The organism is Saccharopolyspora galaxeae, from assembly GCF_016526145.1.
GTDB classification, from domain to species: Bacteria; Actinomycetota; Actinomycetes; order Mycobacteriales; family Pseudonocardiaceae; genus Saccharopolyspora_C; species Saccharopolyspora_C galaxeae.
This window is the reverse complement of the sequence record NZ_JADDUE010000002.1, coordinates 477,174-504,013: the sequence shown is the minus strand read 5'-3', so window position 1 is coordinate 504,013 and position 26,840 is coordinate 477,174. Positions and strand designations below refer to the sequence as shown.

23 protein-coding genes are annotated in these 26,840 nt (G+C 68.3%); 10 read left to right on the top strand and 13 right to left on the bottom strand.

Annotation, left to right across the window (positions count from 1 at the left end; all coding sequences use genetic code 11):
• Window positions 1-3: 3 nt before the first annotated feature.
• From hsaC to INP57_RS06725, 6 genes are all read right to left on the bottom strand, one after another.
• Window positions 4-906, bottom strand: coding sequence for an iron-dependent extradiol dioxygenase HsaC (hsaC, locus tag INP57_RS06750; RefSeq protein ID WP_200069152.1), 903 nt, complete (start codon window positions 904-906; stop codon window positions 4-6).
• 10 nt (window positions 907-916) lie between these two features.
• Entirely contained in the window at window positions 917-1,765 is an 849-nt protein-coding gene (gene hsaD / locus INP57_RS06745) for a 4,5:9,10-diseco-3-hydroxy-5,9,17-trioxoandrosta-1(10),2-diene-4-oate hydrolase (RefSeq protein ID WP_200069398.1), read from the bottom strand.
• 258 nt (window positions 1,766-2,023) lie between these two features.
• On the bottom strand, window positions 2,024-3,202 hold the full coding sequence (gene hsaA, locus INP57_RS06740) for a 3-hydroxy-9,10-secoandrosta-1,3,5(10)-triene-9,17-dione monooxygenase oxygenase subunit (RefSeq protein WP_200069151.1): 1,179 nt from the start codon (window positions 3,200-3,202) through the stop codon (window positions 2,024-2,026).
• Window positions 3,203-3,459: 257 nt separating this feature from the next.
• Complete coding sequence (dmpG, locus tag INP57_RS06735; protein WP_200069150.1) at window positions 3,460-4,497, bottom strand: 4-hydroxy-2-oxovalerate aldolase; 1,038 nt, start codon at window positions 4,495-4,497, stop codon at window positions 3,460-3,462.
• Window positions 4,494-5,405 (bottom strand): acetaldehyde dehydrogenase (acetylating), encoded by a 912-nt coding sequence (locus INP57_RS06730; protein ID WP_200069149.1) that lies wholly within the window; start codon window positions 5,403-5,405, stop codon window positions 4,494-4,496. Before INP57_RS06730 ends, dmpG begins: the two co-directional genes overlap by 4 nt.
• A 71-nt stretch (window positions 5,406-5,476) precedes the next feature.
• Window positions 5,477-6,271, bottom strand: coding sequence for a 2-keto-4-pentenoate hydratase (locus INP57_RS06725; protein ID WP_200069148.1), 795 nt, complete (start codon window positions 6,269-6,271; stop codon window positions 5,477-5,479).
• 184 nt (window positions 6,272-6,455) lie between these two features.
• On the opposite strand from INP57_RS06725, the gene kstD reads away from it, so the two are divergent.
• The 6 genes from kstD to INP57_RS06695 all read left to right on the top strand — a co-directional run bounded on the left by kstD (window position 6,456) and on the right by INP57_RS06695 (window position 13,166).
• Window positions 6,456-8,153, top strand: coding sequence for a 3-oxosteroid 1-dehydrogenase (gene kstD / locus INP57_RS06720; RefSeq protein WP_200069147.1), 1,698 nt, complete (start codon window positions 6,456-6,458; stop codon window positions 8,151-8,153).
• A 56-nt stretch (window positions 8,154-8,209) separates the two neighbouring features.
• The gene (locus INP57_RS06715) at window positions 8,210-9,373 is read left to right on the top strand and encodes a 3-ketosteroid-9-alpha-monooxygenase, oxygenase component (RefSeq protein WP_200069146.1); all 1,164 of its coding nucleotides are present in this window, start codon (window positions 8,210-8,212) and stop codon (window positions 9,371-9,373) included.
• Window positions 9,370-9,705, top strand: a complete 336-nt coding sequence (locus INP57_RS06710) for a hypothetical protein (RefSeq protein ID WP_295144635.1) — start codon at window positions 9,370-9,372, stop codon at window positions 9,703-9,705. Before INP57_RS06715 ends, INP57_RS06710 begins: the two co-directional genes overlap by 4 nt.
• A gap of 118 nt (window positions 9,706-9,823) precedes the next feature.
• A complete protein-coding gene (locus INP57_RS06705; RefSeq protein WP_200069145.1) occupies window positions 9,824-10,861 on the top strand; it encodes a ferredoxin--NADP reductase in 1,038 nt (345 codons plus the stop codon).
• A 90-nt stretch (window positions 10,862-10,951) separates the two neighbouring features.
• Window positions 10,952-11,806: an enoyl-CoA hydratase ChsH3 gene (gene chsH3 / locus INP57_RS06700; protein WP_200069144.1), complete on the top strand. Its 855-nt coding sequence runs from the start codon at window positions 10,952-10,954 to the stop codon at window positions 11,804-11,806.
• Between the two features lie 157 nt (window positions 11,807-11,963).
• On the top strand, window positions 11,964-13,166 hold the full coding sequence (locus tag INP57_RS06695; protein ID WP_200069143.1) for a homogentisate 1,2-dioxygenase: 1,203 nt from the start codon (window positions 11,964-11,966) through the stop codon (window positions 13,164-13,166).
• A 118-nt stretch (window positions 13,167-13,284) separates the two neighbouring features.
• Here INP57_RS06695 and INP57_RS06690 read toward each other — a convergent pair whose 3' ends face one another.
• Complete coding sequence (locus tag INP57_RS06690) at window positions 13,285-14,259, bottom strand: amidohydrolase family protein (RefSeq protein WP_200069142.1); 975 nt, start codon at window positions 14,257-14,259, stop codon at window positions 13,285-13,287.
• 985 nt (window positions 14,260-15,244) lie between these two features.
• Between INP57_RS06690 and INP57_RS06685 the strand changes: the two genes are divergently transcribed.
• Both INP57_RS06685 and INP57_RS06680 read left to right on the top strand, forming a co-directional pair.
• Window positions 15,245-15,634, top strand: a complete 390-nt coding sequence (locus tag INP57_RS06685; RefSeq protein ID WP_233626975.1) for a helix-turn-helix domain containing protein — start codon at window positions 15,245-15,247, stop codon at window positions 15,632-15,634.
• Window positions 15,631-16,428 (top strand): DUF2637 domain-containing protein, encoded by a 798-nt coding sequence (locus INP57_RS06680; protein WP_200069140.1) that lies wholly within the window; start codon window positions 15,631-15,633, stop codon window positions 16,426-16,428. Before INP57_RS06685 ends, INP57_RS06680 begins: the two co-directional genes overlap by 4 nt.
• Before the next feature lie 225 nt (window positions 16,429-16,653).
• Here the strand turns inward: INP57_RS06680 and INP57_RS06675 are convergent, their stop codons facing one another.
• The 4 genes from INP57_RS06675 to INP57_RS06660 are packed head-to-tail and all read right to left on the bottom strand — an operon-like array spanning window position 16,654 to window position 20,913.
• On the bottom strand, window positions 16,654-17,943 hold the full coding sequence (locus INP57_RS06675) for an alkaline phosphatase family protein (protein WP_307849956.1): 1,290 nt from the start codon (window positions 17,941-17,943) through the stop codon (window positions 16,654-16,656).
• Window positions 17,944-18,002: 59 nt separating this feature from the next.
• Window positions 18,003-18,554: an adenylyltransferase/cytidyltransferase family protein gene (locus INP57_RS06670; protein WP_200069138.1), complete on the bottom strand. Its 552-nt coding sequence runs from the start codon at window positions 18,552-18,554 to the stop codon at window positions 18,003-18,005.
• On the bottom strand, window positions 18,542-19,672 hold the full coding sequence (gene selD / locus INP57_RS06665) for a selenide, water dikinase SelD (protein WP_200069137.1): 1,131 nt from the start codon (window positions 19,670-19,672) through the stop codon (window positions 18,542-18,544). The genes INP57_RS06670 and selD overlap by 13 nt, the downstream gene beginning before the upstream one ends.
• Window positions 19,669-20,913, bottom strand: a complete 1,245-nt coding sequence (locus tag INP57_RS06660) for an acyl-CoA dehydrogenase family protein (RefSeq protein ID WP_200069136.1) — start codon at window positions 20,911-20,913, stop codon at window positions 19,669-19,671. Before INP57_RS06660 ends, selD begins: the two co-directional genes overlap by 4 nt.
• Before the next feature lie 133 nt (window positions 20,914-21,046).
• On the opposite strand from INP57_RS06660, the gene INP57_RS06655 reads away from it, so the two are divergent.
• Complete coding sequence (locus INP57_RS06655) at window positions 21,047-21,646, top strand: TetR/AcrR family transcriptional regulator (protein WP_200069135.1); 600 nt, start codon at window positions 21,047-21,049, stop codon at window positions 21,644-21,646.
• 735 nt (window positions 21,647-22,381) lie between these two features.
• Here INP57_RS06655 and INP57_RS06650 read toward each other — a convergent pair.
• Window positions 22,382-22,867 (bottom strand): Lrp/AsnC family transcriptional regulator, encoded by a 486-nt coding sequence (locus INP57_RS06650; RefSeq protein ID WP_200069134.1) that lies wholly within the window; start codon window positions 22,865-22,867, stop codon window positions 22,382-22,384.
• Between the two features lie 151 nt (window positions 22,868-23,018).
• Here INP57_RS06650 and INP57_RS06645 point away from each other — a divergent pair, with 151 nt between their 5' ends.
• Window positions 23,019-25,358, top strand: a complete 2,340-nt coding sequence (locus INP57_RS06645; RefSeq protein WP_200069133.1) for a transketolase-like TK C-terminal-containing protein — start codon at window positions 23,019-23,021, stop codon at window positions 25,356-25,358.
• A 752-nt stretch (window positions 25,359-26,110) separates the two neighbouring features.
• On the opposite strand, the gene INP57_RS06640 is transcribed toward INP57_RS06645, so the two are convergent.
• Window positions 26,111-26,590, bottom strand: a complete 480-nt coding sequence (locus INP57_RS06640; protein ID WP_233626969.1) for a hypothetical protein — start codon at window positions 26,588-26,590, stop codon at window positions 26,111-26,113.
• Between the last annotated feature and the right edge of the window lie 250 nt (window positions 26,591-26,840).

The window sequence follows — 26,840 nt, the reverse complement described above, 5'->3', positions numbered from 1 at the left end:
CGCTCACCCCCGCATCCCGACGCTGAAGTCGTGGCCCCACAGGCTCACCGCGGTGCTCTCCCGCGCGATCCAGTCCTCGTCGTCGACCTGCCTGCCCTCGCAGCCGAACTCCACGTCGAAACCGCCGGGAGTCTTCATGTAGAACGACAGCATCAGGTCGTTGACGTGCCTGCCGAGCGTGGCCGACATCGGAACCTTCCGCCGCTGCGCGCGATCCAGCGTCAAACCCACGTCGTCGACGTTCTCGACCTCGATCATCAGGTGCACGATCCCGCTCGGAGTCGGCATCGGCAGGAACGCCAGGCTGTGGTGCCGCGGGTTGCAGCCGAAGAAGCGCAGCCACGCCGGATCGCCGTCCTTGGGCCGCCCGACCAGCTCCGGGGCCAGGCGCATCGAGTCGCGCAGCCGGAAACCCAGCACGTCCCGGTAGAAGCGCAGTGCAGCCTCGTCGTCGTGGGTGGACAGCACCACGTGCCCGAGGCCCTGCTCTTCGGTGACGAAACGGTGGCCGTAGGGGCTCACCACGCGGCGGTGCTGCAACACCGCGCCGTGGAAGACCTCCTGCGTGTTGCCGGACGGGTCCTCGAAGCGCAGCAGGCCGTTCACCCTGCGGTCGGCCAGGTCGTCCGCGCCGCCTTCCTTGTAGGGCACGCCCGCGGCTTCCAGATTCCGCGCCACCTCGCGCATTTCCGGCTCGTTGGCGACCTCCCAGCCGGTCTGCGCGAGCCGGTCGGTCTCGCCCGGCACGATCACCAGCCGCGCCGGGAAGTCGTCCATCCGGAAGTACACCGACTCCGGGTCCGGCCCGCTGCCCTCGACCATGCCGAGGACCTTGGTGCCGAACACGCGCCACGCCTCCACGTCGGTGGCCTCGATCCGCAAGTAGCCCAGCGAACGGATGCCCATCACGATCCCCTCAATCCAGCAAGAAGTCCTGCGTGATCCGGTTGAACTCGGTGGACTTCTCCACCTGCGCCCAATGCCCGCAGCGGCCGAACACGTGCAGTTGCGCCCGCGGAATCATCTTCAGCGCCAGCAGCGCCCCGTCCAGCGGGTTCACCCGGTCCTCCCGGCCCCACACGAGCAGCACCCGCTGGCGCAGGCGGTACGCCTCGCGCCACAGCAAGCCCTGCTCATAGGTCTCGGCGCGGGCGAAAGATGCGCCCATCGCGCGCATCGCCGCCAACGCCTCCGGGTCGGACGCGTTGGCGTAGCGCTCCTCGATGAGATCGTCGGTGATCAGCGACTGGTCGTACACCATCGTTCGCAGGAACTCGGCGAGCTTCTCCCTGCTCGGGTCCCCGCCGAACGCCGCGAGCCGCTGCACCCCTTCGGTCGGGTCGGGCGCGAACAGGTTCACGCTCAGCCCGCCCGGGCCCATCAGCACCAGCCTGCCCGCCCGTTCCGGGTGGTCCAGCGCGAACCGGACCGCCGTCCCGCCGCCGAGCGAATTTCCCAGCAGGTGAGCCTTTTCCACGCCCAGCGCGTCGAACAGCTCGTGCAGCGCCGATGCGCTGTGGGTGAAGTACTGGCCGTGCTCGGTGGGTTTGCCGGAGCTGCCGAAGCCCGGCTGGTCCGGCGCGAGCACGTGGAACCGCTGCGCGAACTCCGCGAAGTTGCGGCTGAAGTTGCTCCAGGCGGCGGCACCCGGGCCGCCGCCGTGCAGCATCACCACCGTCGTCGCGTGCTCGGTCCCGGCCTCGTGGTAGTGCAGCCGCAGCCCGGACGGCAGCTCGACCGAGCGGCTGGTGGACCGGTAATCGATGGCCGGTTCGTCGTGGACGGTCGCCACGGTTCCTCCTACCTGTTCGGGCGGAACTCAGTTCTGTTCAGGAAGCGGCGAAGCCGCTTGCGCCGACCACCTGAGCAACCGGCACCGCCGCGGGTTCTCAGGCGTCTGCTCGCGAGGACAGCTCCGACGCCGCGTAGGGCGCTACGTCAGGAGGAGATCCCGCAGCGAGCAGGCGTCTGAGGTTCCGCCACGCAACCAGCTACGCAAACCACTTTCCAATACTCATTAGGCTCACACCATGGAGTCCTTGACCGGCAAGCCGAATTCGCCGGTGCCGAACATCGTGTAGGCGCGTTCCGGATCGTTGGCCGCGTGCACCCGGCCGGCGTGCGCGTCCCGCCAGAACCGCTGGATCGGGGTGCCGTTGGCCAGCGCGCGGCCGCCGGAGTTCTCGAAGAGCCGGTCGATCGCCTCGATCGCCCTGGCGGTGCCGCGGACCTGGTCGCGGCGGGCGCGCAGGCGCAGCGCCATCGGCACTTCCTGCCCGTCCCGCAGCAGTTCCAGCTCCTCGGAGATGTTGCGGGTCAGCTGCAGCCAGGCGGCATCGATTTCGCTGGCCGCCTCGGCGATCCGCACCTTCGCGAACGGGTCCTCTTTGGACCGCTCGCCCGCGTAAGCCGCTCGCACCCGCTTGCCCTGGTGCTCCACGTGCGCGTCGTAGGCACCTTGGGCCATGCCGACGATCGGAGCCGTGATCGTCGTCGGATGCACCGTCCCCCAAGGGAGTTTGTAGAGCGGGGCGGTGTTCACCTCGTGCCCCGGGCACTGCGTCTTCGACATGGCCATGAAGCTCAGCGCCCGGTGCGCCGGGATGAACACGTCGTCCACGACGATGTCGTTGCTGCCGCTGCCGCGCAGGCCGACGGTGTCCCACACGTCGTCGATGCGGTAGTCGCCCAGCGGCAACAAGTAGGTGCAGAAGTCCACGGCCTCGCCCGCCGCGTTGTAGGCGGGCCCGCCGACGAACGCCCACCGCGCGTGGTCGCAGCCGGAGGAGAAGCTCCACCGCCCGGACAACCGGTACCCGCCGTCGACGAGCGTCGCCTTGCCCATCGGCGCGTACGACGAGGAGACCAGCGTGTCGGAGTCCGAGCCCCACACGTCGTCCTGCGCCTGCTGCGGGAACAGCGCGAGGTGCCAGGGGTGCACCCCGATGATGGAGGCGACCCAACCCGTCGAGCCGCACGCGCTGCCGATCAGCTTGACCGCGGTGTAGAAGTCGACCGGGTCGGCTTCGGCGCCGCCGTAGCGGGCCGGTTGCAGCAGCTTGAAGAAGCCGGTCTGCTGCAGCGCCTCGATCGACTCCTCGGGGACCTTGCGGGCGTCCTCCGCCTTCTGCGCGCGTTCGCGCAGATCCGGGAGCAACTGCCGCACCCGGTCGATGACCTGCCGGCCGTCCTGGTCACTCATCCATGCGCTCCCGTTTCCTCGTGCACGGCGCGAGCACGGCGTGCAACTCGTTCTGCCGATGAATCGATGGACCGAAGCGGAACCACCGTCGTCGAACCACTCCTCCGCGGATCACGACGCTGCTCCAACACTAGAACTTGTTCTCGTTTTTGTCGACAGCCGCGCCGCGCCACCGTCGCGAACTCGCGAGTGAAGGACTCCTGCGACCAACCTCGCGGGGCGAGCGGCCCCGCACTCCGAGGCGCCAGCGGGCAGCGTCAGGATTCGGCGCGCAGCTCCAGGGCCAGCTGGATGAGCTGGTCCTCCTGGCCGCCGACGAGGTTGCGCTCACCGGCGCGCACCAGCAGCGCCGCGGCATCGACGCCGTAGCGCTCGGCCTGCTGCTCGGCGTGCTTGAGGAAGCTCGAATACACGCCCGCATAGCCCATCATCAGCGCCGACCGGTCCAGCAGGCATTCCTGCGGCATCGCCGGACGCACCACCTGCTCGGCGGCCTCGGCCATCGCGAAGAAGTCCACACCGGTGCGGATGCCCAGCTTGTCGCAAACCCCGACGAACGCCTCGACCGGCGTATTTCCCGCGCCTGCGCCGAATCGGCGCGCGCTGCCGTCGATCTGCACGGCACCCGCCCGCGCCGCCGCGATCGAGTTCGCCACACCGACACCGAGGTTCTCGTGCCCGTGGAAGCCCACCTGCGCCTCGCCACCGACCTCGGCCACGATCGCCGAAACCCGGTCGGACACCTGCTCCAGCACCAGCGCACCAGCGGAGTCCACCGCGTACACGCACTGGCAGCCCGCGTCGACCATCACCCGGGCCTGCTTGGCCAGCACCTCCGGCGGCTGCGAGTGCGCCATCATCAGGAAGCCCACGGTTTCCAGGCCGCGCTCCCGGGCGAGCTGGAAGTGCTGCACCGACACATCGGCTTCCGTGCAGTGCGTGGCGATCCGGCACACCGAGGCGCCGTTGTCCTGCGCCGCGGCGATGTCGTCGAGCACGCCCACACCGGGCAGCATCAGGAACGCGATCTTCGCGTTGCGCGCGGTGCGCACTGCCAGCTCGATCAGCTCTTGTTCCGGCGTGCGCGAGAATCCGTAGTTGAACGACGAGCCGCCGAGCCCGTCGCCGTGCGTCACCTCGATCACCGGCACCCCGGCGCCGTCCAGCGCGGTGACGATGCCGCGGACCTCGTCGGCGGTGAACTGGTGGCGCTTGTGGTGCGAGCCGTCGCGCAGCGAAGTGTCGGTCACGCGCAGGTCGAGGGAATCGGAGTACGTCCTGGGCAGTTCGGTCACGGGACTCGCTCCCCTTCGGTGTCGAGCGCGCCCGCGCGGGCCAGTCCTTCGCCCACGCGCACGGCCGCGGCGGTCATGATGTCGAGATTTCCGGAGTACGGCGGCAAGAAGTCGCCCGCACCAGCGACTTCGACGAACGTGGCGACCCGGGTGTGGTCCGCGGCGGCGTCGAACTGGGGCTCCGCCAGCAACCGGTAGCCGGGCACGTACTCCGCGATCTCACCGGCCATCCGGGTGATCGACTCGCCGACCGCGTCGGTGTCCGAACCCGGCGGGATGGCGCAGAAGATGGTGTCGCGCATGATCATCGGCGGGTCGGCGGGGTTCAGCACGATGATCGCCTTGCCGCGCTGCGCACCGCCGATGGTCTCGATGCCGGCGCTGGTGGTCTTGGTGAACTCGTCGATGTTCGCGCGGGTGCCCGGACCGGCGGAGACCGACGCCACCGAGGCGACGATCTCGGCGTAGCTGACCGGTGCGACCCGGGAAACCGCGTGCACCATCGGAATCGTCGCCTGCCCGCCGCAGGTGATCAGGTTCAGGTTCGGCGCGTCCAGGTGCGCACCGATGTTCACCGGCGGGATCACCGACGGCCCCACCGACGCCGGAGTCAGGTCGATCGCCCGGATCCCGGCGGCGGCGTAGCGGGGCGCGTTCGCGCGGTGCACCGACGCCGACGTCGCCTCGAAGACCAGGTCGGGCCGCTCGTCCTGGTCGAGCAGCCAGTCCACCCCGGCGGCGCTGGTGTGCACGCCGAGCTCGGCTGCGCGGCGGAGCCCTTCGCTGGCCGGGTCGATGCCGATCATCCAACGCGGCTCGACCAGCCCGGACCGGTGCAGCTTGTAGAGCAGGTCGGTCCCGATGTTGCCGGATCCGACGATCGCCGCGGTCGCTTTCCTCGCACTCATCTGCGCTCCTCGAAACCTCGCTGAATCTCGCTGGTCCGGAACCTCGCTTGCCCGGAACCTCGCCGGCCCGGTCACACGAACGACACGGAAACCTCGCCCAACCGCCGACCGTCCGCGCTGAACTCCGCAGCGAACCGTTGGCCTGCGGAAACATCGACCGCGCGGGTGCACGAGCCGGGCAGCACGACGTTGCCCGCCCACAGCCGGACGCCGAAACTCGCGACCTTGCGCGCCAGCCACGCCACCGCGGTCGCCGGGTTGCCGAGCACGGCGTCCGAACTGCCCGCGGCGATCTGCTCGCCGTCCCGGCACAGCACCGCGTCGATCGCGCGCGGATCGACCTCGTCCGGACGAATCCGCTCCTGCCCCAGCACGAATCCGGCCGAGGACGCGTTGTCGGCGATGGTGTCGGGCAGGCTGATCCGCCAGTCCGCGATCCGGCTGTCGATGAGTTCGATGGCGGGGACGAGCGCCTCGGTCCGGTCCAGCACGTCCTGCTCGGTGCAGGACTCGCCCGGCAGGTCCGCGCCGAGCAGGAAGCCGACCTCGACCTCGACCCGCGGATGGCAGTAGCGGCCCGCGTCGACCGGCCGGTCCTCGGTTAGCCGCATGTCCGCGAGCAGGTGGCCGTAGTCGGGCTCGTCCACGCCCATCATCCGCTGCATCACCGGTGAGGACAGGCCGACCTTGTGCCCGACCACCTCGGTCGCCGACAGCCGGCGGCGGATGTTGCCGAGCTGGATCTCGTAGGCGTCCACCGCGGTCAGCTCGGGGTGCGCATCGATCAGCGGGGCGATCGGCGCCCGGTCGCGCTCGGCGCACCACAGCCGCTGCGCGAGCCCGTCGCGCTGTTCACTCGTGAGCACATCGCCTCCCGACTCCGTGCCGCAGCGGCCGGGGACGGCTGCGGCGGCGCCCCTCGTCAGCACCGATTGGAACAGGTTCTCATCGTCGTCCGACCGGGCCGAATCCAAGTTTCTGCGACACACCATAGCGCCATCCCGCCCAAGAACTATAACATGTTTCAATAACAACTGCGATGGAGGTGCCATGAGCGCAGCCGCCCCGGAGACGCCGGACCACCGGTTCGACGTCGTGGTCGTAGGCAGCGGCGCAGCCGGGCTGTCCGCGGCGATCACCGCCGCGCGGCAGGGCTTGCGCGCCGTGGTGGTGGAGAAGGCCGCCCGCTACGGCGGATCCACCGCCCGCTCCGGCGGCGGGCTGTGGGTGCCGAACAACCACGTGCTCGCGCGCGCAGGCATCGAGGACACCACCGACGACGCCACCGCCTACCTCGACCACATCGTGGGCAGCACCGCGCCCGCCGAGCTGCGCAGGGCTTTCCTGGAGCACGGACCGGAAATGCTCGCGACGGTGCTGCGGCGCACTCCGCTGCGGATGCGGTGGGTGCCGGGATACTCCGACTACTACCCGGAGGCGCCCGGCGGCCGTCCCGGCGGGAGGTCCATCGAGCCCGCTCCGCTGGACGGGCGCGTGCTCGGGCAGGATCTCGCCGAGCTGGAACCGGACTTCACCAAGGCACCACCGAACTTCGTGGTCACCCAGGCCGATTTCCGCTGGGTGAACCTGCTCGCCCGGCATCCGCGCGGCGTGCTGCGCGGTGTCCGGGTGGGACTGCGCTGGGCCTTCGCGCAGCTGATGCGGAAACGGCTGCTGGTGCGCGGGCAAGCGCTCGCCGCCGGGCTGCGCGTCGGACTGCGCAACGAGCAGGTGCCGCTGTGGCTGAACACCCCGCTGCTCGACCTGGTCCAGGACGACGAAGGCCGCGTGACCGGCGTCGTCGTGGACCGCGCGGGCGAACGCACCACACTGCACGCGCGCAGCGGCGTGGTGCTCGCGGCCGGCGGTTTCGAGCACAACGAGGTCATGCGCAAGCAGCACCAGCGCGAACCGATCGGTACCCAGTGGACGGTCGGCGCGAAGGCCAACACCGGCGACGCGATCCAGGCCGCGCAGGCGATCGGCGCCTCGATCGACCTGATGGATGACGCCTGGTGGGGACCGTCCATCCCGCTCACCGGCGGCCCGTGGTTCTGCCTGGCCGAACGCACCCTGCCGGGATGCATCCTGGTCAACGGCGACGGGCAGCGGTTCGTCAACGAAGCAGCGCCGTACGTGGACGCGGTGCACGCGATGTACGGCGACGGCGACGGGCCCGCGCGGAACATGCCGACCTGGCTGATCGCCGACCAGCGCTACCGCAACCGCTACGTGTTCGCCGGACTCGGGCCGCGGCAACCGCTGCCCCGGCGCTGGTACGACGCGGGAGCGGTGCGCCGGGCGGGCACTGTCGAAGAACTCGCCCGCAAGATCGACCTGCCCGCCGAGACCCTGCGCGGCACCGTGGACCGGTTCAACGGCTTCGCCCGCAGCGGCGAGGACACCGAGTTCCACCGCGGCCGCAGCGCCTACGACCACTACTACGGCGACCCGCGCAACCGCCCCAACCCGTGCCTGGCTCCGCTGGAAGTGCCGCCGTTCTACGCCGTGAAGATCGTTCCCGGAGACTTGGGCACCAAGGGCGGCCTGCGCATGGACGTGCACGCGCGGGTGCTGCGCGACGACGACACCCCGATCCCCGGTCTGTACGCGGCGGGCAACGCCAGCGCCGCGGTGATGGGCCGCACCTACGCGGGGCCGGGAGCCACGCTCGGCCCCGCCATGACCTTCGGCTACCTGGCCGCGCTGCACATGGCGGCGCAGCCGGCCGCACGGCAACCCGAATGACCGAGCTGACGAGAACCGCATCGAGCCCCGTTGGGGGGCGGACGGAGGAGACAGCGATGACTCAGCCGGAGCACAACGGCCACAGCGACGTGCGGACCATCGACGTCGGCACCCCGCCGACCAGGTTCGCCCGGGGCTGGCACTGCCTGGGGCTGTCCGAACCATTCAAGGACGGCAAACCGCACTCCGTCGAGGTGTTCGGCACGAAGCTGGTGGTCTTCCAATCCAGCGACGGCGAGCTGAACGTGCTCGACGCCTACTGCAGGCACATGGGCGGCGACCTCAGCCAGGGCACGATCAAGGACAACGCGGTGGCCTGCCCGTTCCACGACTGGCGCTGGTCGGGCGACGGCCGCTGCGCGGGCATCCCGTACGCCAAGCGGGTTCCGCTGCGCGCCCGCACCCAGGCGTGGACCTGCATGGAGCGCAACACGCAGCTGTTCGTGTGGAACGACCCGGAGGGCAATCCGCCGCCGCCGGAGATCACGATCCCGGAGCTGCCCGAGGTGTTCTCCGACGAGTGGAGCAATTGGAGCTGGAACTCCGAGCTCATCGAGGGCTCCAACTGCCGCGAGATCATCGACAACGTGGTGGACATGGCGCACTTCTTCTACGTGCACTACGCCTTCCCGACGTACTTCAAGAACGTCTTCGACGGCCACATCGCGACGCAGTACCTGAACACCAAGGGACGCCCGGACGTCGGCAACAACGAGTCGAACTACGCGGGTGAGGACAACCTCGGCCGCTCGGAGGCTTCCTACTACGGGCCGTCGTACATGATCGACCGGCTGTGGAACGAGCACAACGGCACCACGATCGAGACGATCCTGATCAACTGCCACTACCCGGTCACCTCGAACTCGTTCGTGCTGATGTGGGGCGTGCTGGCGAAGAAGCTGCCCGGGCTCAACGACCGGCAGGCGGACAAGATCGCGCACAAGATCTCGGAGAACACCAGCGTCGGCTTCCTGCAGGACGTCGAGATCTGGCGGCACAAGACGCGCATCGACAACCCGCTGCTGTGCGAGGAGGACGGCCCGGTCTACCAGCTGCGCCGCTGGTACGAGCAGTTCTACGTGGACGTCGCCGACGTCACCGAGGACATGACCGGCCGGTTCGAGTTCGAAGTGGACACCACGCGGGCGAACAAGGCGTGGGAGCAGGAGGTCGCCGACAACCTCGCCCGCCGCGCGGCGCAATCCACGGACGGGGCGTGAGCGTGGCTGCGGACAGCTGGGCCAAGGCGCCGTCCTTCGACGACCGGCCGGAGGTGCGGGCGCGGCTGCGGGAGCGCACCGCCGCGGACCGCCGCGAGCAGCTGGAAGGCGGGCTGCGCCCGGTGGAGTGCGCGCGGTGCGGCTCCTGCGTGCTGGCGAAGAAGAACAGCCCCGACCACACCAGCATCCAGTGGACCGCCGAAGCCGTCGAGAACTGCCCCGAACTGACCACCCACGCCCCCGGCGGCAACACCGCGCACGTCGACGGCTGTCCGGACCTGTCGGCCAGCGTCAACCAGTCGGCACACGCCCCCGACTCCGAAACGAGATGAGCGAACGGACCGTTCGACCAATCCAGCGGGACGAACGGTCCGTTCACCGACTGCGTGCCACCGGCGTCTCCCACCGCGAGCGGCTTGGCCGCTGATGAAACAGATCCTGGGAGTGTTCATGTCCGCACCACGGACCCCCGAATCCCATCGGCTGAAGGTCGACGAGGTCGTCGAGGAGACCGCGGACGCCCGTTCACTGGTGTTCGCGGTTCCCGAGGACGCCGACGAGGCGTTCAGCTACGCACCCGGCCAGTTCCTGACCCTGCGGGTCCCGGACGACCGGGGCGGGTCGGTGGCCCGCTGCTACTCGCTGTCGAGTTCCCCGCACACCGACGGCGCGCTGCGCGTCACGGTCAAGCGGGTCGACGGCGGGCACGGCTCCAACTGGTTGTGCGACAACATCACCGCTGGGTCCACTGTGGAGGTTCTGCCGCCCGCGGGGGTGTTCACGCCGAAGTCGCTGGACGGGGACTTCCTGCTGTTCGCGGGCGGCAGCGGGATCACGCCGATCATGTCCATCGTGCGGTCGGCGCTCGCGCGCGGCGACGGCCGGGTCGTGCTGGTCTACGCGAACCGGGACGAGAGGTCCGTGATCTTCGCGGATGCGTTGCGGGACCTGGCCGCGCGGCATCCCGGGCGGCTGACCGTCGTGCACTGGCTGGAGGCGGTGCAAGGGCTGCCGGAGGCGTCGGCGCTGCAAGCGCTCGCCGAGCCGTTCGCGGACTACGAGACGTTCGTGTGCGGACCGGCGGCCTTCATGGACATCGCTACCCAGGCGCTCAAAGCCGTGAGCACGAACAAGGTGCACGTCGAGAAATTCCTGTCCCTGGAGCAGAATCCGTTCGAGGACGCGCCGGAGCCGGTCGAAGCCTCCGGCGAGGACGCCGCGACCGTCGAGGTCGACATCGACGGGGAGCAGCACCGGATCACCTGGCCGCGGCAGCAGCGCCTGCTGGACCTGCTGCTGGAACGCGGCATCGACGCGCCGTTCTCGTGCAGGCAGGGCGCGTGCAGCGCGTGCGCGTGCCGGATCAACAGCGGCGAGGTCGCCATGCAGCAGAACGACATCCTCGAGCAGGAAGACCTCGACGAGGGCATCGTGCTCGCCTGCCAAGCGCTGCCCGTCACCGACGAGGTGCACGTCAGCTACGAATGAACGGGCTCAGGGTCGTCGGTTCTTCGGCTCGGCGACTCGGCGCGCGAATTCTCCCGCACCGCCGGAAAACGCACTGCGAAAGGACGCCAGATGCCGATCGATCCGGACGTCGCCATCGGGGCGACGGTGGCCACCCAGGACGTCGAGTGGGATTCCTCCGACGTGCTGCTCTACCACCTGGCCCTCGGAGCCGGAGATCCGCCGACCGACCCCGGCGAGCTGCGCTACGCCTACGAGCGGGACCTGCGGGTGCTGCCCACGTTCGCGGTCGTCGCGCCGAACCTGCGGCAGTCCGAGCCGCCCGCGGTCTCCTTCCCCGGTGTCGAGATCGACCTGGCGAAGGTGCTGCACGGCGGGCAGGAGATCACCGTGCACCGCCCCATCCCGACAGCCGGCCGCGGACGCTCGACCACCCGCATCGCGGATGTGCAGGACAAGGGCAAGGCCGCGGTGATCGTGCAGGAGAGCACGCTGACCGTGGACGGCGAAGCGCTGTGCACCACCCGCTCGTCGATCTTCGCCCACGGCGAAGGCGGATTCGGCGGTGAGCGCGGGCCGTCGCACCGCGTGCAGCCGCCGGAGCGCGAGCCGGACATCGTCGCGGACTCGGTCACCCAGCCGCAGCAGGCGTTGCTCTACCGCCTCTGCGGCGATCGGAATCCGCTGCACGCCGACCCCGCGTTCGCCGAGGCGGCGGGCTATCCGCAGCCGATCTTGCACGGCCTGTGCACCTACGGCGTGGTGTGCAAGGCCGTGGTGGACAACGCGCTGGGCGGCGAGGCGGAGCGGGTCTCGTCCTTCGCCGCGCGGTTCACCGGCGTGGTCTTCCCCGGCGAGACGATCCGGACCCGGATCTGGGACGAGGGCGGCAGCCTCGTCGCGGAGTCCTCCGTCGTGGAGCGCGACTCGCGGGTGCTTTCGGACGTGGTGCTCGCGGTCGGCTGATCGCGGTCGGCTGATCGCGGCTCGCTGCGGCGAATTGACAGTCGCCGCACGACCGCCGGATAGTCGGATTCGCGCATCGCGTTTCGAGATGTGCAACGCGGAGTCCGACTGGCTGCTCGTGCGAGTGTCGATTCGCAGGAACCGGAGGGAGCGCAGCATGGTGTACTACCGCCGAATCGGTGAGGTGCCACCGAAGCGGCACACCCAGCACCGCAGCGCCGAAGGCACGTTGTACTTCGAGGAACTGATGGGCGAGGAAGGCTTCTCCTCGGATTCATCGTTGCTGTACCACCGCGAAATCCCCTCGGCGATCGTCGACGCGACCCCGTGGGAACTGCCCGATCAGTCCACGGTGGCCAACCATCCGCTGAAGCCGCGGCACCTGAAGCTGCACGAGCTGTTCGACGATCGGGAGTGGAAGGCCCGCGACGTCGTGACCGGGCGGCGGCTCGTGCTCGGCAACGGCGACGTGCGGATCTCCTACGTGGCGGCCGGGGAGGCTTCGCCGCTGTACCGCAACGCCATCGGCGACGAGTGCGTTTACCTCGAGTCCGGCGATGCCGTCGTGGAAACCGTGTTCGGCGAGTTGCGGGCGGGTGGCGGCGACTACGTCCTGCTGCCGCGCGCGACGACGCACCGCTGGATCCCGCAGGGCGACGAGCCGCTGCGCGCCTACTGCATCGAGGCGAACAGCCACATCGCCCCGGCCGCGCGGTACCTGTCGCGGTACGGGCAGTTCCTGGAGCACTCGCCGTACTGCGAGCGCGACCTGCACGGCCCGACCGCCCCGCTGCTGGCAGCGGGCACCGACGTGGAAGTGCTGGTCAAGCACCGCGGCCGCGGTGACGCACCGATCGGAACCCGGTACGTGTACCCGCAGCACCCGTTCGACGTGGTCGGCTGGGACGGGTGCCTGTACCCGTACACGTTCAACGTCGCCGACTTCGAGCCGATCACCGGGCGGGTGCACCAGCCGCCGCCGGTGCACCAGGTGTTCGAGGGCGCGAACTTCGTGGTGTGCAACTTCGTCCCGCGCAAGGTGGACTACCACCCGCTTTCCATCCCGGTGCCGTACTACCACTCCAATGTGGACAGCGACGAGGTGATGTTCTACTGCGGTGGCGACTACGGCGCGCGCAAGGGTTCCGGGATCGGCCAAGGCTCGATATCGCTGCACCCCGGCGGGCATTCGCACGGCCCGCAGCCCGGAGCCTACGAACGCAGCATCGGCACCGAACGCTTCGACGAACTCGCCGTCATGGTCGACACCTTCCGCCCGCTGGAACTCGGCGAGGCCGGCCGTGCCGCCGACGACGGCGCCTACGCCTGGACCTGGGCCGGCCGGGGCCCGCTGTCGTGAACGCGCGGCGGCGGCTGCTGACGGCCCGCTCCGGCACGCCCTTTCCGCTGTTCAGCCACGACGAGATGCGGAACTGATCTCTCTTAGCGAGCGGCTGGTTCGCCGACTGCGAGGTCGGTCAGGCCGCGGTGTCGATGCCCAAGAGGGCGGCGGCGTTGGCCGAGCGAACTTTGTGCCGGTCGGTGGGGAGGTGGCCGAAGAAGGTGTCGATCTCCGCCCGGGTGGGCTGCTGGAAGGGGTAGTCAGTGGAGAAGATCAGCCGGTCGGTGGTCGTCACCGTCAGGGCGTGGTGCAGCAGAGCGGGGTTGAGCATTCCCGAGGCCGTGAGAAAGACGTTGGTCCGGACGTAGTCGGAGATCGGGCGATCGAGGCCGGCGAGGCGGGAAAGGCTGTCGGCGCGGTCGAGCCAGAAGGGCAGCAGTTCGCCCCAGTGACCCAGCACGATCTGCAGGTCGGGGTGGCGGTCGAAGGTGCCGCGCAGGATGAGCCGCAGCGCAGCGGTCGCCGCCTCCAGGTGCCAACCCCAGCCGAAGGTGGCCAGCCCCAGGTCGGTCATGGGGTCGAAGCCCCGGTAGGCGGCATCGCGCAATTCCTCGGAGGGGATCTGCGGGTGGATGAAGACCGGCTGGCGCAGGTCGGCTGCGGCGGCGAAGAAGTCCTCGTAGGCGGGATCGTCGAGGAACCGGTCGCCAGACCGCCCATAGACCATGGTTCCCACGTGGCCCTGGGCTGCGGCGCGTTCGAGTTCGGTGGCGACGTGGCCGGGGGAGGAGATCGGCAGGGTCGACAGCGACCGGAAGCGCGTCGGGCGGGTGCGGACGGCTTCGGTGGCGGTGTCGTTCGCCAAGCGGCTGAGCGCGACCGCCTCCGCCGGGGGCAGCGCCTGCGTTCCCGGAGGGGTGAGAGCGAGGACGGCCAGGTCGATGCCCTGGGCGTCCATGGTGGCGATCCGGCCGGCTCCGAGGTCTTCAAGCCGCTCGCCCACATCGCCCCGCTCGTTGAAGTGGAGACTCTCGTCCGGCTGCGGTACGGCCTTTAGGGCGGAGGTCAGTTCGGGCAGCATCCAGTGCTCTTCGATGCCGATGAGGGTCATGGTCGGCGTTCCTCCGGTCTCGCGACGCACGCCCCTGCGCGCTGGTGGACGGGGATCGGTGGGATTGCGGTTCCGCACCACACGTGGCGGAGCCGTGCGCGGCCAGCGCGCTGGCCCGGTAAGAGCGCACCTGAAGCAGGTCGTCGAGCGACTCCGGCCACCTGGCAAACGTAGACCCAGGGCCGGACCAAGTCGTCTCGGATGCCGCTGAGGCGGACGTGGTGATCGCCACGCGTCGCCGCATCGAGTCGGGGCTCTTCCGCATCCCCAACCCCGACACAACGAAGAAGCCGCTCCCGCCTCAGCCGCGGAAACGGCCTCGAAAGGAGCGGTTCGCACCATGACTAAATCGGTGGAGTTTGCACGAGCCCACTCGAACACAGAACCGCTATTCAGAGCCCAGGCCGGGAACACCACCCGCCGGGAGGAGCCGACAAAAGCAGCCACCGCACCGTAGGGGCCTGCGGGGGCTCGGCCCCCGCAACTAATACACGAAACGCAAAAAAGGCCCGCGCCCTCCGCGAGCACGAGCCTCCCACAGCGAGAAGATTGCAGGAGCCCACTCGAACACAGAACTGCTGGTCAGAACCCAGGCCGGGAACACCACCCGCCGGGAGGAGCCCGACAAAAGCAGCCACCGCACCGTGGGGGCCTGCGGGGGCTCGGCCCCCGCAACTAATACACGAAACGCAAAAAAGGCCCGCGCCCTCCGCGAGCACGAGCCTCCTACTGCGAGAAGCCCACCGAACCTCACGCGAACACCCAACCGCTAGTCCGCAACCAAGCCGACAACCACCCCAAAACACGGAGCCAACGGAGAGCGACCACCGCACCGTGGGGGACTGCGGGGGCTCGGCCCCCGCAACTAATACGCGGAACGCAAAAAGGCTCGCGCCCTCCGCGAGCACGAGCCTCCTACTGCGTGGAGGTTGGGGGAGCTTACTCGAACACAAAGGACCAGGTCAGCGCCTTGGAAACACTGCGAATGAAGCTGCCGGACCTGGCTACACCGTCCCAACCGATACCGAAGCGGGCAAAGCCCGGCCGCACCCGGCGACTCCCCGACGACCAAGTGCAGCGACTGATCGAGGGCTACAAGTCCGGCGCCACCGTCTACGAGCTGGGTGATCAGTTCGGCATCGAGCGCCGCACCGTCAGCACGATCCTCCACCGCCACGGCGTCCCGATGCGCCGCCGCGGCCTGTCCGAGAAGCAGATCGACGGCGCAATGCGGCTCTACAACCAGGGGTGGTCACTGGCCAGGATCGCCGCACGCATGGACGTCGCCGCCGGCACCGTCCGCCAACGCCTACACGAGCGCGACGTCCCGATCCGCAACACCCAGGGACAGCCTCGGGCGGGTGACGCCCGATGAACAACCGACCATCCCCGTCGAGTCCCGCCCCCGATCGATCACTGCATCTGCAGTGCGCTTGCACACTCCTTGTAGCTGTTGGCGCGGCCTATGTCTCCTACCGACACGGCCGCGAATTCGCCCTCCGGTTCGGCGCCGACGAGACGACCGCCACCCTCTGGCCGCTCATCGTCGACGGCTTGTTGACGATGGCGACCATCGAACTGTGGAAAACCGGCCACCACCGGACCACCGGGCAGTGGAAGGCATGGCTGTCATTCACCCTCGGCATCGGGCTGTCGCTGTGCGCCAACATCGCCTCCGCACCCGAACTGAACAACTTCGCCATCGCCGTAGCCGCCTGCCCACCCCTGGCACTGCTGCTCTCGGTGGAACTGCTCAATCAGGCACTCAAGCGGCACCGCACGGAGACAGTAAGGGAGGCCGTTCATGAATCCGACGAGAGCCCGTCAGCGCACCCGAACTCGACGGACTCGGGCGATGCCAGCCAGCCGCTGAAGGCTCCCGAGGAGGCCGAGGATGTGCCAGCGCTGCGCACAGTGGAGAACAACATGCCTGTTCACAGCGCCAACAGTGCGGGCGCCGTCCAGGAGACAGCGTCCGGTGAGGATGATGATCCGCTGCGCGAGGAGGCATACCGGCTCGACGCCGAACACTGGAACCTATATCAACGTCCGATCTCAGCCGACACCCTCCGCCGAAAGCTCAGCATCGGCTCAACACGAGCCCGCGCCCTGACCCGCCACATTCGCCAGCACCACCAGCCAGGAACAGTGTTGGCGGCGGTGGAATGAGCACCGGCCTGGCAATGGGTTGCCGAGCCTCAGGCAGCCCGCCGTGGCAGGTCCTTCATTGATCGAAAGCGTGCCCATGCTGCTCCGACCCCCCGCAACTGCGTTGTCACCGACTTCCGGTGTGAAGAAATGCGGTGATGGAACCGATCCGGCACCCGATGGTGACCAGGTGTGCCAGAGCGGGGGACCTGTGGCGGGCTTGCCACCGGGGTCGACGCCGGCTGGTCATGAGCCGTCCTCGGTGACTGGCATCGGGCGTGGTGCGTCGGCGAGTCCGATCACCGGTCGGGTGGTGATGCGGTGGCCGAGGAAGACCGGCCGGTTGGCCTGGCCCAGGAGCAGCGGTAGCAGTTCGTCTGCGCGGACGTTGCCCCACCAGCCGTGCCGGGCAGGCAGTTCTCCCCATTCGGTGACGGTGTCCGGTCGGACCGTTGGGCCGGCCACGAGCAACGGGGTCGGGTCGGCTGTGTGCATCACCCCGTGAGTGGAGGGTGTGGCGTGGTCGCCGGTCACCGCGACGATCGCCCGCTCGGCCAAGGAGGCCAGGCCGGCCAGGCCCCGGTCGAGCGCTTCCAGGACGTCACGTTTGGCATGGGGTTGTTTGGTGTGGCCGGCCTCATCGGTGGCCTTGGTATGGACGTGCACGAAGCGGGCACCGGACGCAACGAGGTCGTCAGCGGTTTCGAGCCGGGCCGCGATGTCGCAGGCTGGGTCGTCGGCCGAGGACAGGTGAACCGAGGCCATGTCCAGGGCTGTGGCGATCCCGCGGTACAGGCGCGTGCTGGTGACCGCGGCACCGGCGACGCCGACCTGCTCGACGAACGAGGGAATGTCGCCGTAGCGGCCGGACCACTTCGTCGTGAGCACGTCCAACGCGGGCAGCCCGCGGCGTTCCCGCGCGGCATTGATGTCGCTGGCGAGCAGGTAGCGGTGTGCTGCCTGTAATGCCGCGGTGAGCGCTTCAGCGAAGGCCGATCCCTCCGCGCTGGTCGGAATCGGCTGCATCCAGGGGTGGAAGTTCTCGAACAGCGGATCCGAGTCAGTCACCTGCGCACACCCGTGAGCGGGGGCGGTCAGCAGCGCTTCGCCGGTCTTGCCGTGGCGTTGCAGGCTCATCCCGTGCTCGGCGAGCACCGGCCCGAGGCCGCTCAACAGGGCCGCGATGTCGGCGTCGTCGTCGACCCGGGCTCGTCCGGTGATCCACAGGCGGTTGCCGTCGCGGCGCGAGGTGCGCAGCGCCGCGTGGGTGACCGCGCAGTCGCGGGCGATGTCGAGTCCGGCGCCGAGTGCTTCCAGCACGGCGCGACCGGGGAAGGGCACCGTGGCGTAGCCAAACATCGCCCAGTGGGCCAGTTCCGAGGCCGGCGCTCGCCCCCATCCGAAAGGCAAGTGCCATCCGGAAGCGCCGTCGTGGGCCAGGGCATCAAGGTGCGGGGTGTGGGCCGCCTCGGCGGGAGTGCGCCCCCCGAGTTCCGGGATGGGGCGATCGCCCAGCCCGTCGAAGATGACCAGCACGACCGGCAACCGGTCGTCGTCCAGCCGAGGCTGGGTTTCGCCGTATCCAGGTGGCGTCATCATCGACCTCCAGTGCGTGCTGCTGACCGCTCTTTCAGCAGCTCAGTCAGGATCGGTGCGATGGAGGCTGGCACCATGTCCGTCCACGTCGCCGTCTTGTCCTCCAGGCGTGCGCGGATGTCGGTGGCGGAGACCTTGGCAGCGGGATCACCGTCGAGCACCGTGAGCCAATAACCCGCATCAGCCAGCAGCCCCGCCTTGTAGCGCTCCCAGTCGCTGTAGACACGCACCACCTGCCGGGCGCGCAGCGGGACATAGTGCGGCCAGCACTCCGGCCGGGTGAGATCGAACGGCACAATGGTCGTCTTCTCCACCCAGCCCCGGTCGGCCAATGCCGCGTACAGGAGCCGGGCACGTTCGAAGTAGGTGAAGGGATTGGCCGCGGACAGATGCCGGTGCGCCGAAGTCGATTCCTCCTGCCGCGCACCGGGATCAGGGTTGGTGATCGCAATGATGAGATGGTCGGCATCACGCAGCGCGATTTCGAACAGCTCCAAGTGCTGCTCATGAACCGGTTGGAACCGGCCGGTCACACAACTCAAACGGTCCATCCCGACTCCCCTCCACCGGCGCCTGGCGGTGTCTCGATCGCGACGTGTCCAGGACGTCCGGCTACGAGCTCTCCGACCACGGCTGCATCCGCATCACCCCGCTCGTCCAAGGCCGCGACCGTCGAGCTCGCGATGGCCGGGGGGACGCACAGCAGCAGACCGCCGGACGTTTGGGCATCTGCCAGCAGCAGCTGCGTGGTCTGGTCGGCGGTGGAGGGGTCGAACCAGCCCGCGGCGAGCGCGTCGGTGAGAGTGCGACGGCTGCCATCAGGGGCACAACCCTGCCGCACGAGCTCAGCAACCGAGGGCAGTAGCGGCACGGCCTCCGGCCGGATTCGGGCCTCGAGACCGGCCGCAAGCGCGATCTCGTGCAGGTGGCCGATGAGGCCGTAGCCCGTGACATCGGTCCCACCGCGCAGCCCCGCGGTGGTCGCCACCCCGGCCGCGGACGCGTTGGAACGGCTCATCGTGGCGACCGCCTCGCTGACGGCCGAGCCCGGTGCCTGCCCCCGCTTCACCGCCGTGCCGATGACCCCAGCGCCGAGCCGCTTGGTCAACACGAGCAGGTCACCGGCACGACCTCCGCCCTTGCGCAGGATGGAGTTCTCGTCGACCTCGCCCACGACGGCCAGCCCGTATTTGGGGGCCGGGTCAACGATGCTGTGCCCGCCGGCCAGCACCGCGCCAGCATCGGCGACCGCGCCCGCGCCTCCCCGCATGACCTCCGCGAGCAGGGCACGGTCAAGGTTCTCCGGCCAAGCGAGCAGGTTCAGCGCCAACAGCGGGCGCCCACCCATCGCGTAGACGTCCGACAGGGCGTTGGTGGCCGCAATGCGTCCCCAATCGTAGGGATCATCCACCATCGGAGTCAGGAAATCGGTGGTCACCACCAAGGAACGGCCCTCAAGGCCAGGCACGTCAAGAACAGCCGCATCATCTGCGGGCGACAACCCGACCCTCAGAGCCGCACCAGCAGGACTGGTGCGGCCACTGCCCGCGGGGTCGCCATCGCCCGCATTCAACGACGCCAACACGTCGTCGAGCAGGCTCTGCGGCATCTTGCAAGCACACCCCCCGCCCGACGAGTACTGCGTGAGCGGGGTCGTCAAGGTCGTCATGCAGCTCGCCTCTTCAACAGGCCTCGCGCAATCCCGTTGCGCTGGATCTCAGACGTTCCTGCCGGGATGCGGAGGTTTCGCGCGACCCGGAACAGCTTTTCCTCCGGCGAGTCCTGCATGAGCCCCATCGCACCGCGCACCTGCACCGCGGTGTCTGCGACGCGGAAGAACGCCTCGTCGTTGATCACCTTGACCAGACTGATCAACCGGGGAGCATCGGAGTGCATCGGGATCGCGAACGGCCCTAGTTCATCGAGCTCGGCCTGCGCCACCAGAGAAGTCGCGCGGGCCTGGTAGATGTCGGCGTCCATGTTCGCCAACATGTGCTGCACCGCCTGCTGCGCGGCGATCGGCTCGCCACCCGAGGTGCGCTGCTGGGTGTAGTCCAGGGCCCGCTCGAGCAGCCAGGCGCCCCAGCCCGCGCACATGCCACCGCGGCAGAGCCGGCGCCAGTTGATCCACGACATCGCCAGCGCGAAACCGTCGCCGATCTCGCCGACGACGTTCTCGGCCGGAACCCGCACGTCGTTGAACTCCAGGGTGCCGGTCAGACCGTCGGCCATCATCGTGGGCAGATCACGCCCCCGGGTGACCCCGGGCGCGTTGGCGTCGACCAGGAACATCGACAGCGACCGGGTCCGGGCACCGGGCTCGGTGACGGCCACGACCTGCAGGACGTCGGCGAAGTGCGAGTTGGTGATCCACGCCTTTTTCCCGTTGATGATCCAGTCGTCGCCGTCCCGGGTCGCGTGCGTCGACATCGCCAGGACGTCGGAGCCGACGCTGGGTTCGGTGTTGCAGAACGCCGCCGTGATCTCCCCCGCGATCAGCGGCTGCAGATATTGCTCCCGCATGGTCGGCGAGCAGTGTTCGATCGCCGGGTTCGGCCCCTCCGTCCAGGCCAACGCGGCCAGGCCGAGCCCAAGCCCGGACCGGCGGTAGACGAACTCCTCCACGTGATGCATCTCAACCCGGTTGAAACCCCTGCCACCAGCAGAGACCGAGTTGTGCGGCGCGTAGAGGCCAAGCGCACCCGCGCGGCGCTGCACCTGCCGCCGCGCCTCCCACACCGCCGGATGCATCCGCCCCAGCTCGTCGAACTGCGGCCGGCTGGCCGTGCCAGCACCCTGCTGCGCCAGCTCTTCTTCGATCGGGGCGACCTCCTGGTCGAGGAAGGTCTGGAAGCGGTCGGTGCAGTCGGCGACTCGCTCGCTGGCACCGATGGCGGCGACGGCAGTCATGAACTGACTCTCCCTCTCGACGATTGAACAGTGTTCATTCGATTGAACGCTGTTCACAGGGTAGCGTCACCGTCAACACGAAGGAAGGGCAAAGGACATGTCTGAGGGTGCGCGCGCGGACCGACTCGACGCGGTGAGCGAGACCAAGCGAGCGCTGATACTCGAGGGAGCGCTGAGCGTTTTCGCACGTGACGGCCTGCGTGAGGCCAGTATGCGGGCGATCGCCAAAGAGGCCGGCTACACCCCGGGAGCGATCTACAGCTACTTCCCAAGCAAAGAGCACATCTACGCGGCGGCACTAAACGAATCGCTCAAGCGGCTACAGAACGCGACCGAAACCGCCGCGTCCCAAGCCGCCACCGCAGCGTCCCGCTACGTCGCCACCGGGTTGGCCTTCTTCGACTTCTACGACGAGAACCCCCGCGACCTGGACATGGGGTTCTACCTGTTCTCCGGCGGAATGGCACCGCACGGGCTCTCCGACGAGGAAACCAATCGCGATCTCAACGCGGCACTGCTCGCCACCCTGGAACCGGCCCGCCGTGCCGCGGAAGAGTTGTTCGGTGCAGCGGCGGCCACCCGCCTGACAGCGGAAGCGTTCGCGCACGCTTCCGGGTTGCTGCTGTTGCGGCACACCCGTCGGCTGAACCTCTTCCGGCTCGATGCTCGGGAGTTGATGCAGCGCTACCTCACTGAGCAGGTCAGCCGAGACGAGGTGTCCGGAACCGAATGACGCTTGCCGCGGGCGGGCCGCGCTCCCGCGGCACGCCGACCGCCTGGGCTCGAACCGCGGCGCTCGGAACAAGTCGTCGCGATACCGGCTCGCAAGGGCTGCGCGAGCCGCGCTCTACCGCATGCACAACGAGCTCCCCCCACGCTGCGTTCACTACGCCTCGTAGCTCTACGACCAGGTTGCGATCACTGAACTCGTCACCACCCGTTTGAAACAGGTCGGCGCGGCAACGCAACGGGCAGGTGCTCAGCCATGAACGGCGACCGGCCGTGACGACTCAGCTCCGGCAGTGACCGCACGTCACCATGAGCACACTCCTGCAAGCCAAGGACAAGCCGGACGAAGACAGCTACGACGAGCGTCATGCAGGAGAGCGCTATCGCCGCGTTCGTGGTCGGCCAGGATGCGCGTGCGATCGTCGGCTCCAAAGACGTGGGTGGCCACGAATTCAAAAAGCTTCACCATGAGCGACCTAGCTCTTGCCGCCAAGCAGACCGCCAACGGCCCTTCCCGGATCCACTCACCCGGCGGGAGCGTGCCGTCAGCAATGTTCTCGCGGATGCGCTCGTACACCGCGGCGCGCGCGCCACCGGACGTAGTTGGTGTTGCCGTGGTGGACAAGCAACCTCCTCAGAACGTAGTCAGTCACCATCGTCCCTTATGGCGCGTACGTGGCCGCGTTCTACGGGAAGAGACAGCAAGGCCGATTCAGATCGGCAGATGGTCGCAACGTAGTCACTGCTGCTCTCCGGCGATGCGTTCGAGCAGTGGAGCGAGGCGGTAGGTGACCATGTCCCGCATGACGAGCGCGGTGTTGGTGCGTTCGACTCCCGGGATGGCCAGCACCTTGCCTGCGATCCGGTACAGATCGTCCGCGTCCCTGGCGACTACGCGCACCAAGAGATCCGCCTCACCGCTAAGTCCGTGGACTTCGACCACCTCTGGAACGCAGCTCAGCGCGTCGGCGACGTCGTCGAGTTCCCGCTGCGTCACGACGGTCGTGACGAACGCCAGCAGAGGGTAGCCCAGGGCCTCGGGATCGATGCGACGCTCGAAGGCGGCCAGCGCTCCGCGCTGCTCCAGCTTGGTTAGACGCGCCTGCACGGTGTTGCGGGAGATGCCCAGGAACTCAGACAGGGCCAGGACGGTGGCTCGCGGCTGCGCAGCCATCGCCATAAGCAGCCGAGCATCGACGGCGTCGATGCCGCCGTCGTTTCTCATCGTGCTCGACCTCGCCGCAGACACAGAGGGGACTGTTGTGCATTATGCTCAACTTTTTCTCGACACATTGTACTTGTGTCGGTCTTCTGTTGGTCTGTGGATCGATCTGCACTTCCACCGCAGCTCGCATCCGCACGGAGGTGAACGACGGATGACCAGTGTCATTCCTGCGCACAACGACGTTCCCGCCCGCGGTGAGGGGCCCAGCCCCGATGTGCTCCGCGAGGTGGAGGAGCGCGTGCTGTGGCTGTCCACCGCGATCATCGACCACGCCAACCGGGTACGTCCGAATCCGTCAGGTCTGAAGGTGGGCGGACACCAGGCGTCGAGTGCCTCGATGGTCTCGATCATGACCTCGCTGTGGTTCACCCAGCTCACCGCGGACGACCGGGTCTCGGTGAAACCACACGCCTCCCCGGTGCTGCACGCGATCAACTACCTCCTGGGTGAGCTGGACGAGTCCTACCTGACCTCGTTGCGTTCTCTGGGCGGCCTGCAGAGTTATCCGAGCCGGTCGAAGGACCCTGATCCGGTCGATTACTCGACCGGATCCGTCGGGATCGGCGCCACTGCCCCCATCTGGGGCGCCGTGGCCCGCCGGTACATCGACAGCCACCTCGGCGGTGCAGGCTGGGGTCGGCAGTACTCGCTCCTGGGTGACGCGGAGCTGGACGAGGGCGCGGTATGGGAAGCGATCCTCGATCCGACGGTGGGCAAGCTGGGCGAAATCGTGTGGATCGTCGACCTCAACCGCCAATCCCTGGACCGGGTCGTCCCCGACATCGCGGCCAGACGCTTCGAAGGCATGTTCGCGTCCGCCGGCTGGCAGGTGCTCACCGCAAAGTACGGTCGCCAGCTGGAGGATCTGTTTACCGAACCCGGTGGCGACGCGCTGCGCGCTCGCATCGACGCGATGAGCAATCCCGAGTACCAGCGCATGCTCCGCTGCACGGCGAAGGAACTCCGCGAGCGCCTCCCCGGCACTGGCTCGGCGGCGGGCGAGATCGCGTCCCTGCTGCACCAGCTCGACGATGCCGCGCTACGCTCAGCGATCCACAACCTCGGCGGGCACGACTTCGACGCCCTGACCAACGCGTACGCCCTGATCGACGATACGCGCCCTACCGTGATCTTCGCGTACACGGTCAAGGGCTACGGGCTGCCCACCCGGGGCCACCCGCAGAACCACTCGTCCCTGCTTACCCGCGCGCAGATGCTCCAGCTGGCTACGGACACCGGCACAAACCTCGAGAACCCGTGGGTACGCTTCGCAGCCAAGAGCCCCGCAGGACGACTGTGCACGGCGACAGCTTCCCGCCTCCGGCGAGACGAGCCGCCCACGGCGCAGTCGTTCGCGCTGCCGAGTGACATCGGCCGGACTCCCGGCGGGACGGCGACGACCCAGGCGGCCCTGGGGCGGGCGCTGCTCGACCTGACGCGGGAATCACCGCAGGCGGCAGAACGCGTAGTGACGGTGAGCCCCGATGTATCGTCGACGACAAACCTCGCCGGCTGGTTGAACAAGGTGGGGACGTGGTCACCGGCCGAGGGCACGAACTGGTTCGCCGACGACCCGGAGACGATGCTGCACTGGAGGGAAAATCCGGAAGGGCAACACGTCGAGCTGGGCATCGCCGAGACCAATCTCGTCGGCCTGCTGGGAGAGCTGGGTGCCACATGGAGCCGGTGGAACCAACCATTGCTACCTATCGGCGTGCTCTACGACCCCTTCGTGGAGCGTGCCCTGGAACCGTGGTCGTTCGGCACCTACGCTGGTGGGCAGTCTATCCTCGTCGGAACGCCATCCGGAGTGACCCTCGCCGCCGAAGGCGGTGCTCACCAGTCCGTTACGACGCCGTCGATCGGTATCGAACAGCCCGGGTGCACGACCTACGAGCCGGCGTTCGCGATCGACGTCGAATGGTGCTTGCTGTCCGCGCTGGCACGGCTGGGGCAACCAAGTGGGAGCTCCACCTACCTGAGGCTCTCGACCAGACCGGTGAACCAGAAACTCGCGCGGGTTCCACAGGACTCCGCAGCGCGCGAACGCCGCCGCCAGCAAGTCGTCGCAGGCGCGTATTCGCTGCGCCGACCGCGCGAACCGACCGTGACGATCGCGGCGATGGGCGCCCTGCTGCCCGAGGCGCTGGCAGCAGCGGACCGCCTCGATGAACTCGAGTGCTCCGCGGACGTCGTGTGCGTCACCAGTCCAGGATTGCTCTTCCGCGCCCTACAAGCGCGGCGTGGAAACGGGGACGATTCCAGCTGGATCCTCGACCAAGTATTCCCCGCCAACCGCGCCGCACCGATAGTAACCATCCTTGATGGACACCCGCACACGCTCGCGTTCCTAGCCAACATCAACCAAGTGGCCAGCAACAACCTAGGCGTGACCCGGTTTGGGCAGTCCGGAGATCTCGAGGACGTCTATCGCCACCACGGCCTCGACACCGAGAGCATCATCCGAGCCGCCCTGGACCTCGTCCATTAATAGGTCTCACCCGTCTTGTCAAGCGGCATCTCTACGACCGCTACTTACAGTAAGTTGGCAAGTGGTCACAAATAGTCCCGGTGTCCCCAATGGTGCGGCGCCACTGAAGCGGCATAGCCGGACGATCGAAACTGCCCGTGTGTGATAGGCCGAGCGGAAAAACCACGTCACACAGGCCAACTCAGCGCTTAAACGACTGCTGAGCAGCAAAGATAGACCGAGTACAGCATCGAGTGATTGACAAGCTCGCCCGATGTCCAGTCCTGACGCATGTGCGGACGCTAATGCCCCGACCAGCGCCACGATCGAGTGATCACTACTTTGCGGTTGGTCGAGTAACCAGAGACCCGGGGCCCACTTGAGCTGGTCCTTGTCTGGATTTCGGGGATCAAGGGTTCTCGGGTGCCCACCGGTGTCGTGCGATCACGTGGAGGTTGCTGAGGGGACTCCAGTCGGGTTCGCGTGTGTGGGGTAGGTCGAAGCGCTTGCGGACTTCGCGGTCGAAATCGTCGCGATGGGGTAGGCCGGGCACGTGGTCGTCCCAGGTGGCGTTGGGGGCGCGGCCCTGGTGCTGGTCGTCGGGTGGGTATCGCCGTGCCGCGTGGCCCCAATAGGACGAGAGCAGAAGCGCGGCGCAGATCACGGTTTCGGGGTAGCGACTGATCAGGGTCCGTGTGGCTCGATGTAGGTCGGCGCCGAGCTGCTGTTCACGGTGCTGCCAGCGCTGGGTGAGCGGGTGGTGCGGGCCGGGATCACCGATGGTGACGTTCCGGGCGTCGCGGAATGCGCTGGCGACGGCGGCTGCGCAGCCGAACCGTGATCCGCCCCTCGGCGAGATCGACCGTGTGCAGCGCGTCCAGGAACCCCCGCAGGACCTCGGCGTGGATGTCGCTGGGGTCGTCGGCGTAGCGCTCGGTCAGCCGGGCCGCCAAGGGGGTCAACATGGGCAGCGCCAGCCCAACCGCGGTGATCGTCCAGGTGCTGCCTTCGATGCGGGCACGGCTGATCACGTGTGCCCAGACCTGGTCCCACACCCGGCGGGGGCAGCGCTGGTCCAGCAACAGGTCCCGGAGTTCGTCGACCGAGATGATCCGGGCCGGAAGGTGGTCGAACAGGCGGCCGTCCACAGCCACCGGGTGATCCCCCGCGGTCAGCCAGCCGAAGGCTTCACGGGCGGCATCCAGCGGATTGTGTGGCCACTCTTCGTGCTCGGAACGAGTGGGGAGAGCCATCGCTCGGCTCCTCTCGAACGGCGGTTGATGACGCCGCCGAGAGGGCCAGGAGAGGAACAGCGCAGCGCACGGTTCCGTACTAAGACGAAACTAAAATGATCTTCTTGTTCCGGAACAAGAAGATCATCTTCTGAGCAACTTCAAGATCGCGATCTAGACGAACAGCAATCCTGTGCGCTGCGGCGTTAGTCAGACGCTGTTCCGTTGCTGTCATCCCGAGCAGACGGAGAGACGGAACAAGAAAAAGGAT

Bases quoted from the DNA above. Each gene is read 5' to 3' on its own strand.
- INP57_RS06690 (WP_200069142.1), bottom strand. From the start codon at position 14,259: ATGACCCTCATCGGCATCGAAGAGCACTGGATGCTGCCCGAACTGACC.
- INP57_RS06650 (WP_200069134.1), bottom strand. From the start codon at position 22,867: ATGAGAAACGACGGCGGCATCGACGCCGTCGATGCTCGGCTGCTTATG.
- kstD (WP_200069147.1), top strand. From the start codon at position 6,456: ATGAGCGCAGCCGCCCCGGAGACGCCGGACCACCGGTTCGACGTCGTG.
- hsaA (WP_200069151.1), bottom strand. From the start codon at position 3,202: ATGAGTGACCAGGACGGCCGGCAGGTCATCGACCGGGTGCGGCAGTTG.
- INP57_RS06680 (WP_200069140.1), top strand. From the start codon at position 15,631: ATGAACAACCGACCATCCCCGTCGAGTCCCGCCCCCGATCGATCACTG.
- INP57_RS06670 (WP_200069138.1), bottom strand. From the start codon at position 18,554: ATGGACCGTTTGAGTTGTGTGACCGGCCGGTTCCAACCGGTTCATGAG.
- INP57_RS06660 (WP_200069136.1), bottom strand. From the start codon at position 20,913: ATGACTGCCGTCGCCGCCATCGGTGCCAGCGAGCGAGTCGCCGACTGC.
- chsH3 (WP_200069144.1), top strand. From the start codon at position 10,952: ATGCCGATCGATCCGGACGTCGCCATCGGGGCGACGGTGGCCACCCAG.
- INP57_RS06705 (WP_200069145.1), top strand. From the start codon at position 9,824: ATGTCCGCACCACGGACCCCCGAATCCCATCGGCTGAAGGTCGACGAG.
- INP57_RS06640 (WP_233626969.1), bottom strand. From the start codon at position 26,590: ATGGCTCTCCCCACTCGTTCCGAGCACGAAGAGTGGCCACACAATCCG.
- INP57_RS06695 (WP_200069143.1), top strand. From the start codon at position 11,964: ATGGTGTACTACCGCCGAATCGGTGAGGTGCCACCGAAGCGGCACACC.
- INP57_RS06730 (WP_200069149.1), bottom strand. From the start codon at position 5,405: ATGAGTGCGAGGAAAGCGACCGCGGCGATCGTCGGATCCGGCAACATC.
- selD (WP_200069137.1), bottom strand. From the start codon at position 19,672: ATGACGACCTTGACGACCCCGCTCACGCAGTACTCGTCGGGCGGGGGG.
- INP57_RS06645 (WP_200069133.1), top strand. From the start codon at position 23,019: ATGACCAGTGTCATTCCTGCGCACAACGACGTTCCCGCCCGCGGTGAG.
- hsaC (WP_200069152.1), bottom strand. From the start codon at position 906: ATGGGCATCCGTTCGCTGGGCTACTTGCGGATCGAGGCCACCGACGTG.
- INP57_RS06715 (WP_200069146.1), top strand. From the start codon at position 8,210: ATGACTCAGCCGGAGCACAACGGCCACAGCGACGTGCGGACCATCGAC.
- INP57_RS06685 (WP_233626975.1), top strand. From the start codon at position 15,245: ATGAAGCTGCCGGACCTGGCTACACCGTCCCAACCGATACCGAAGCGG.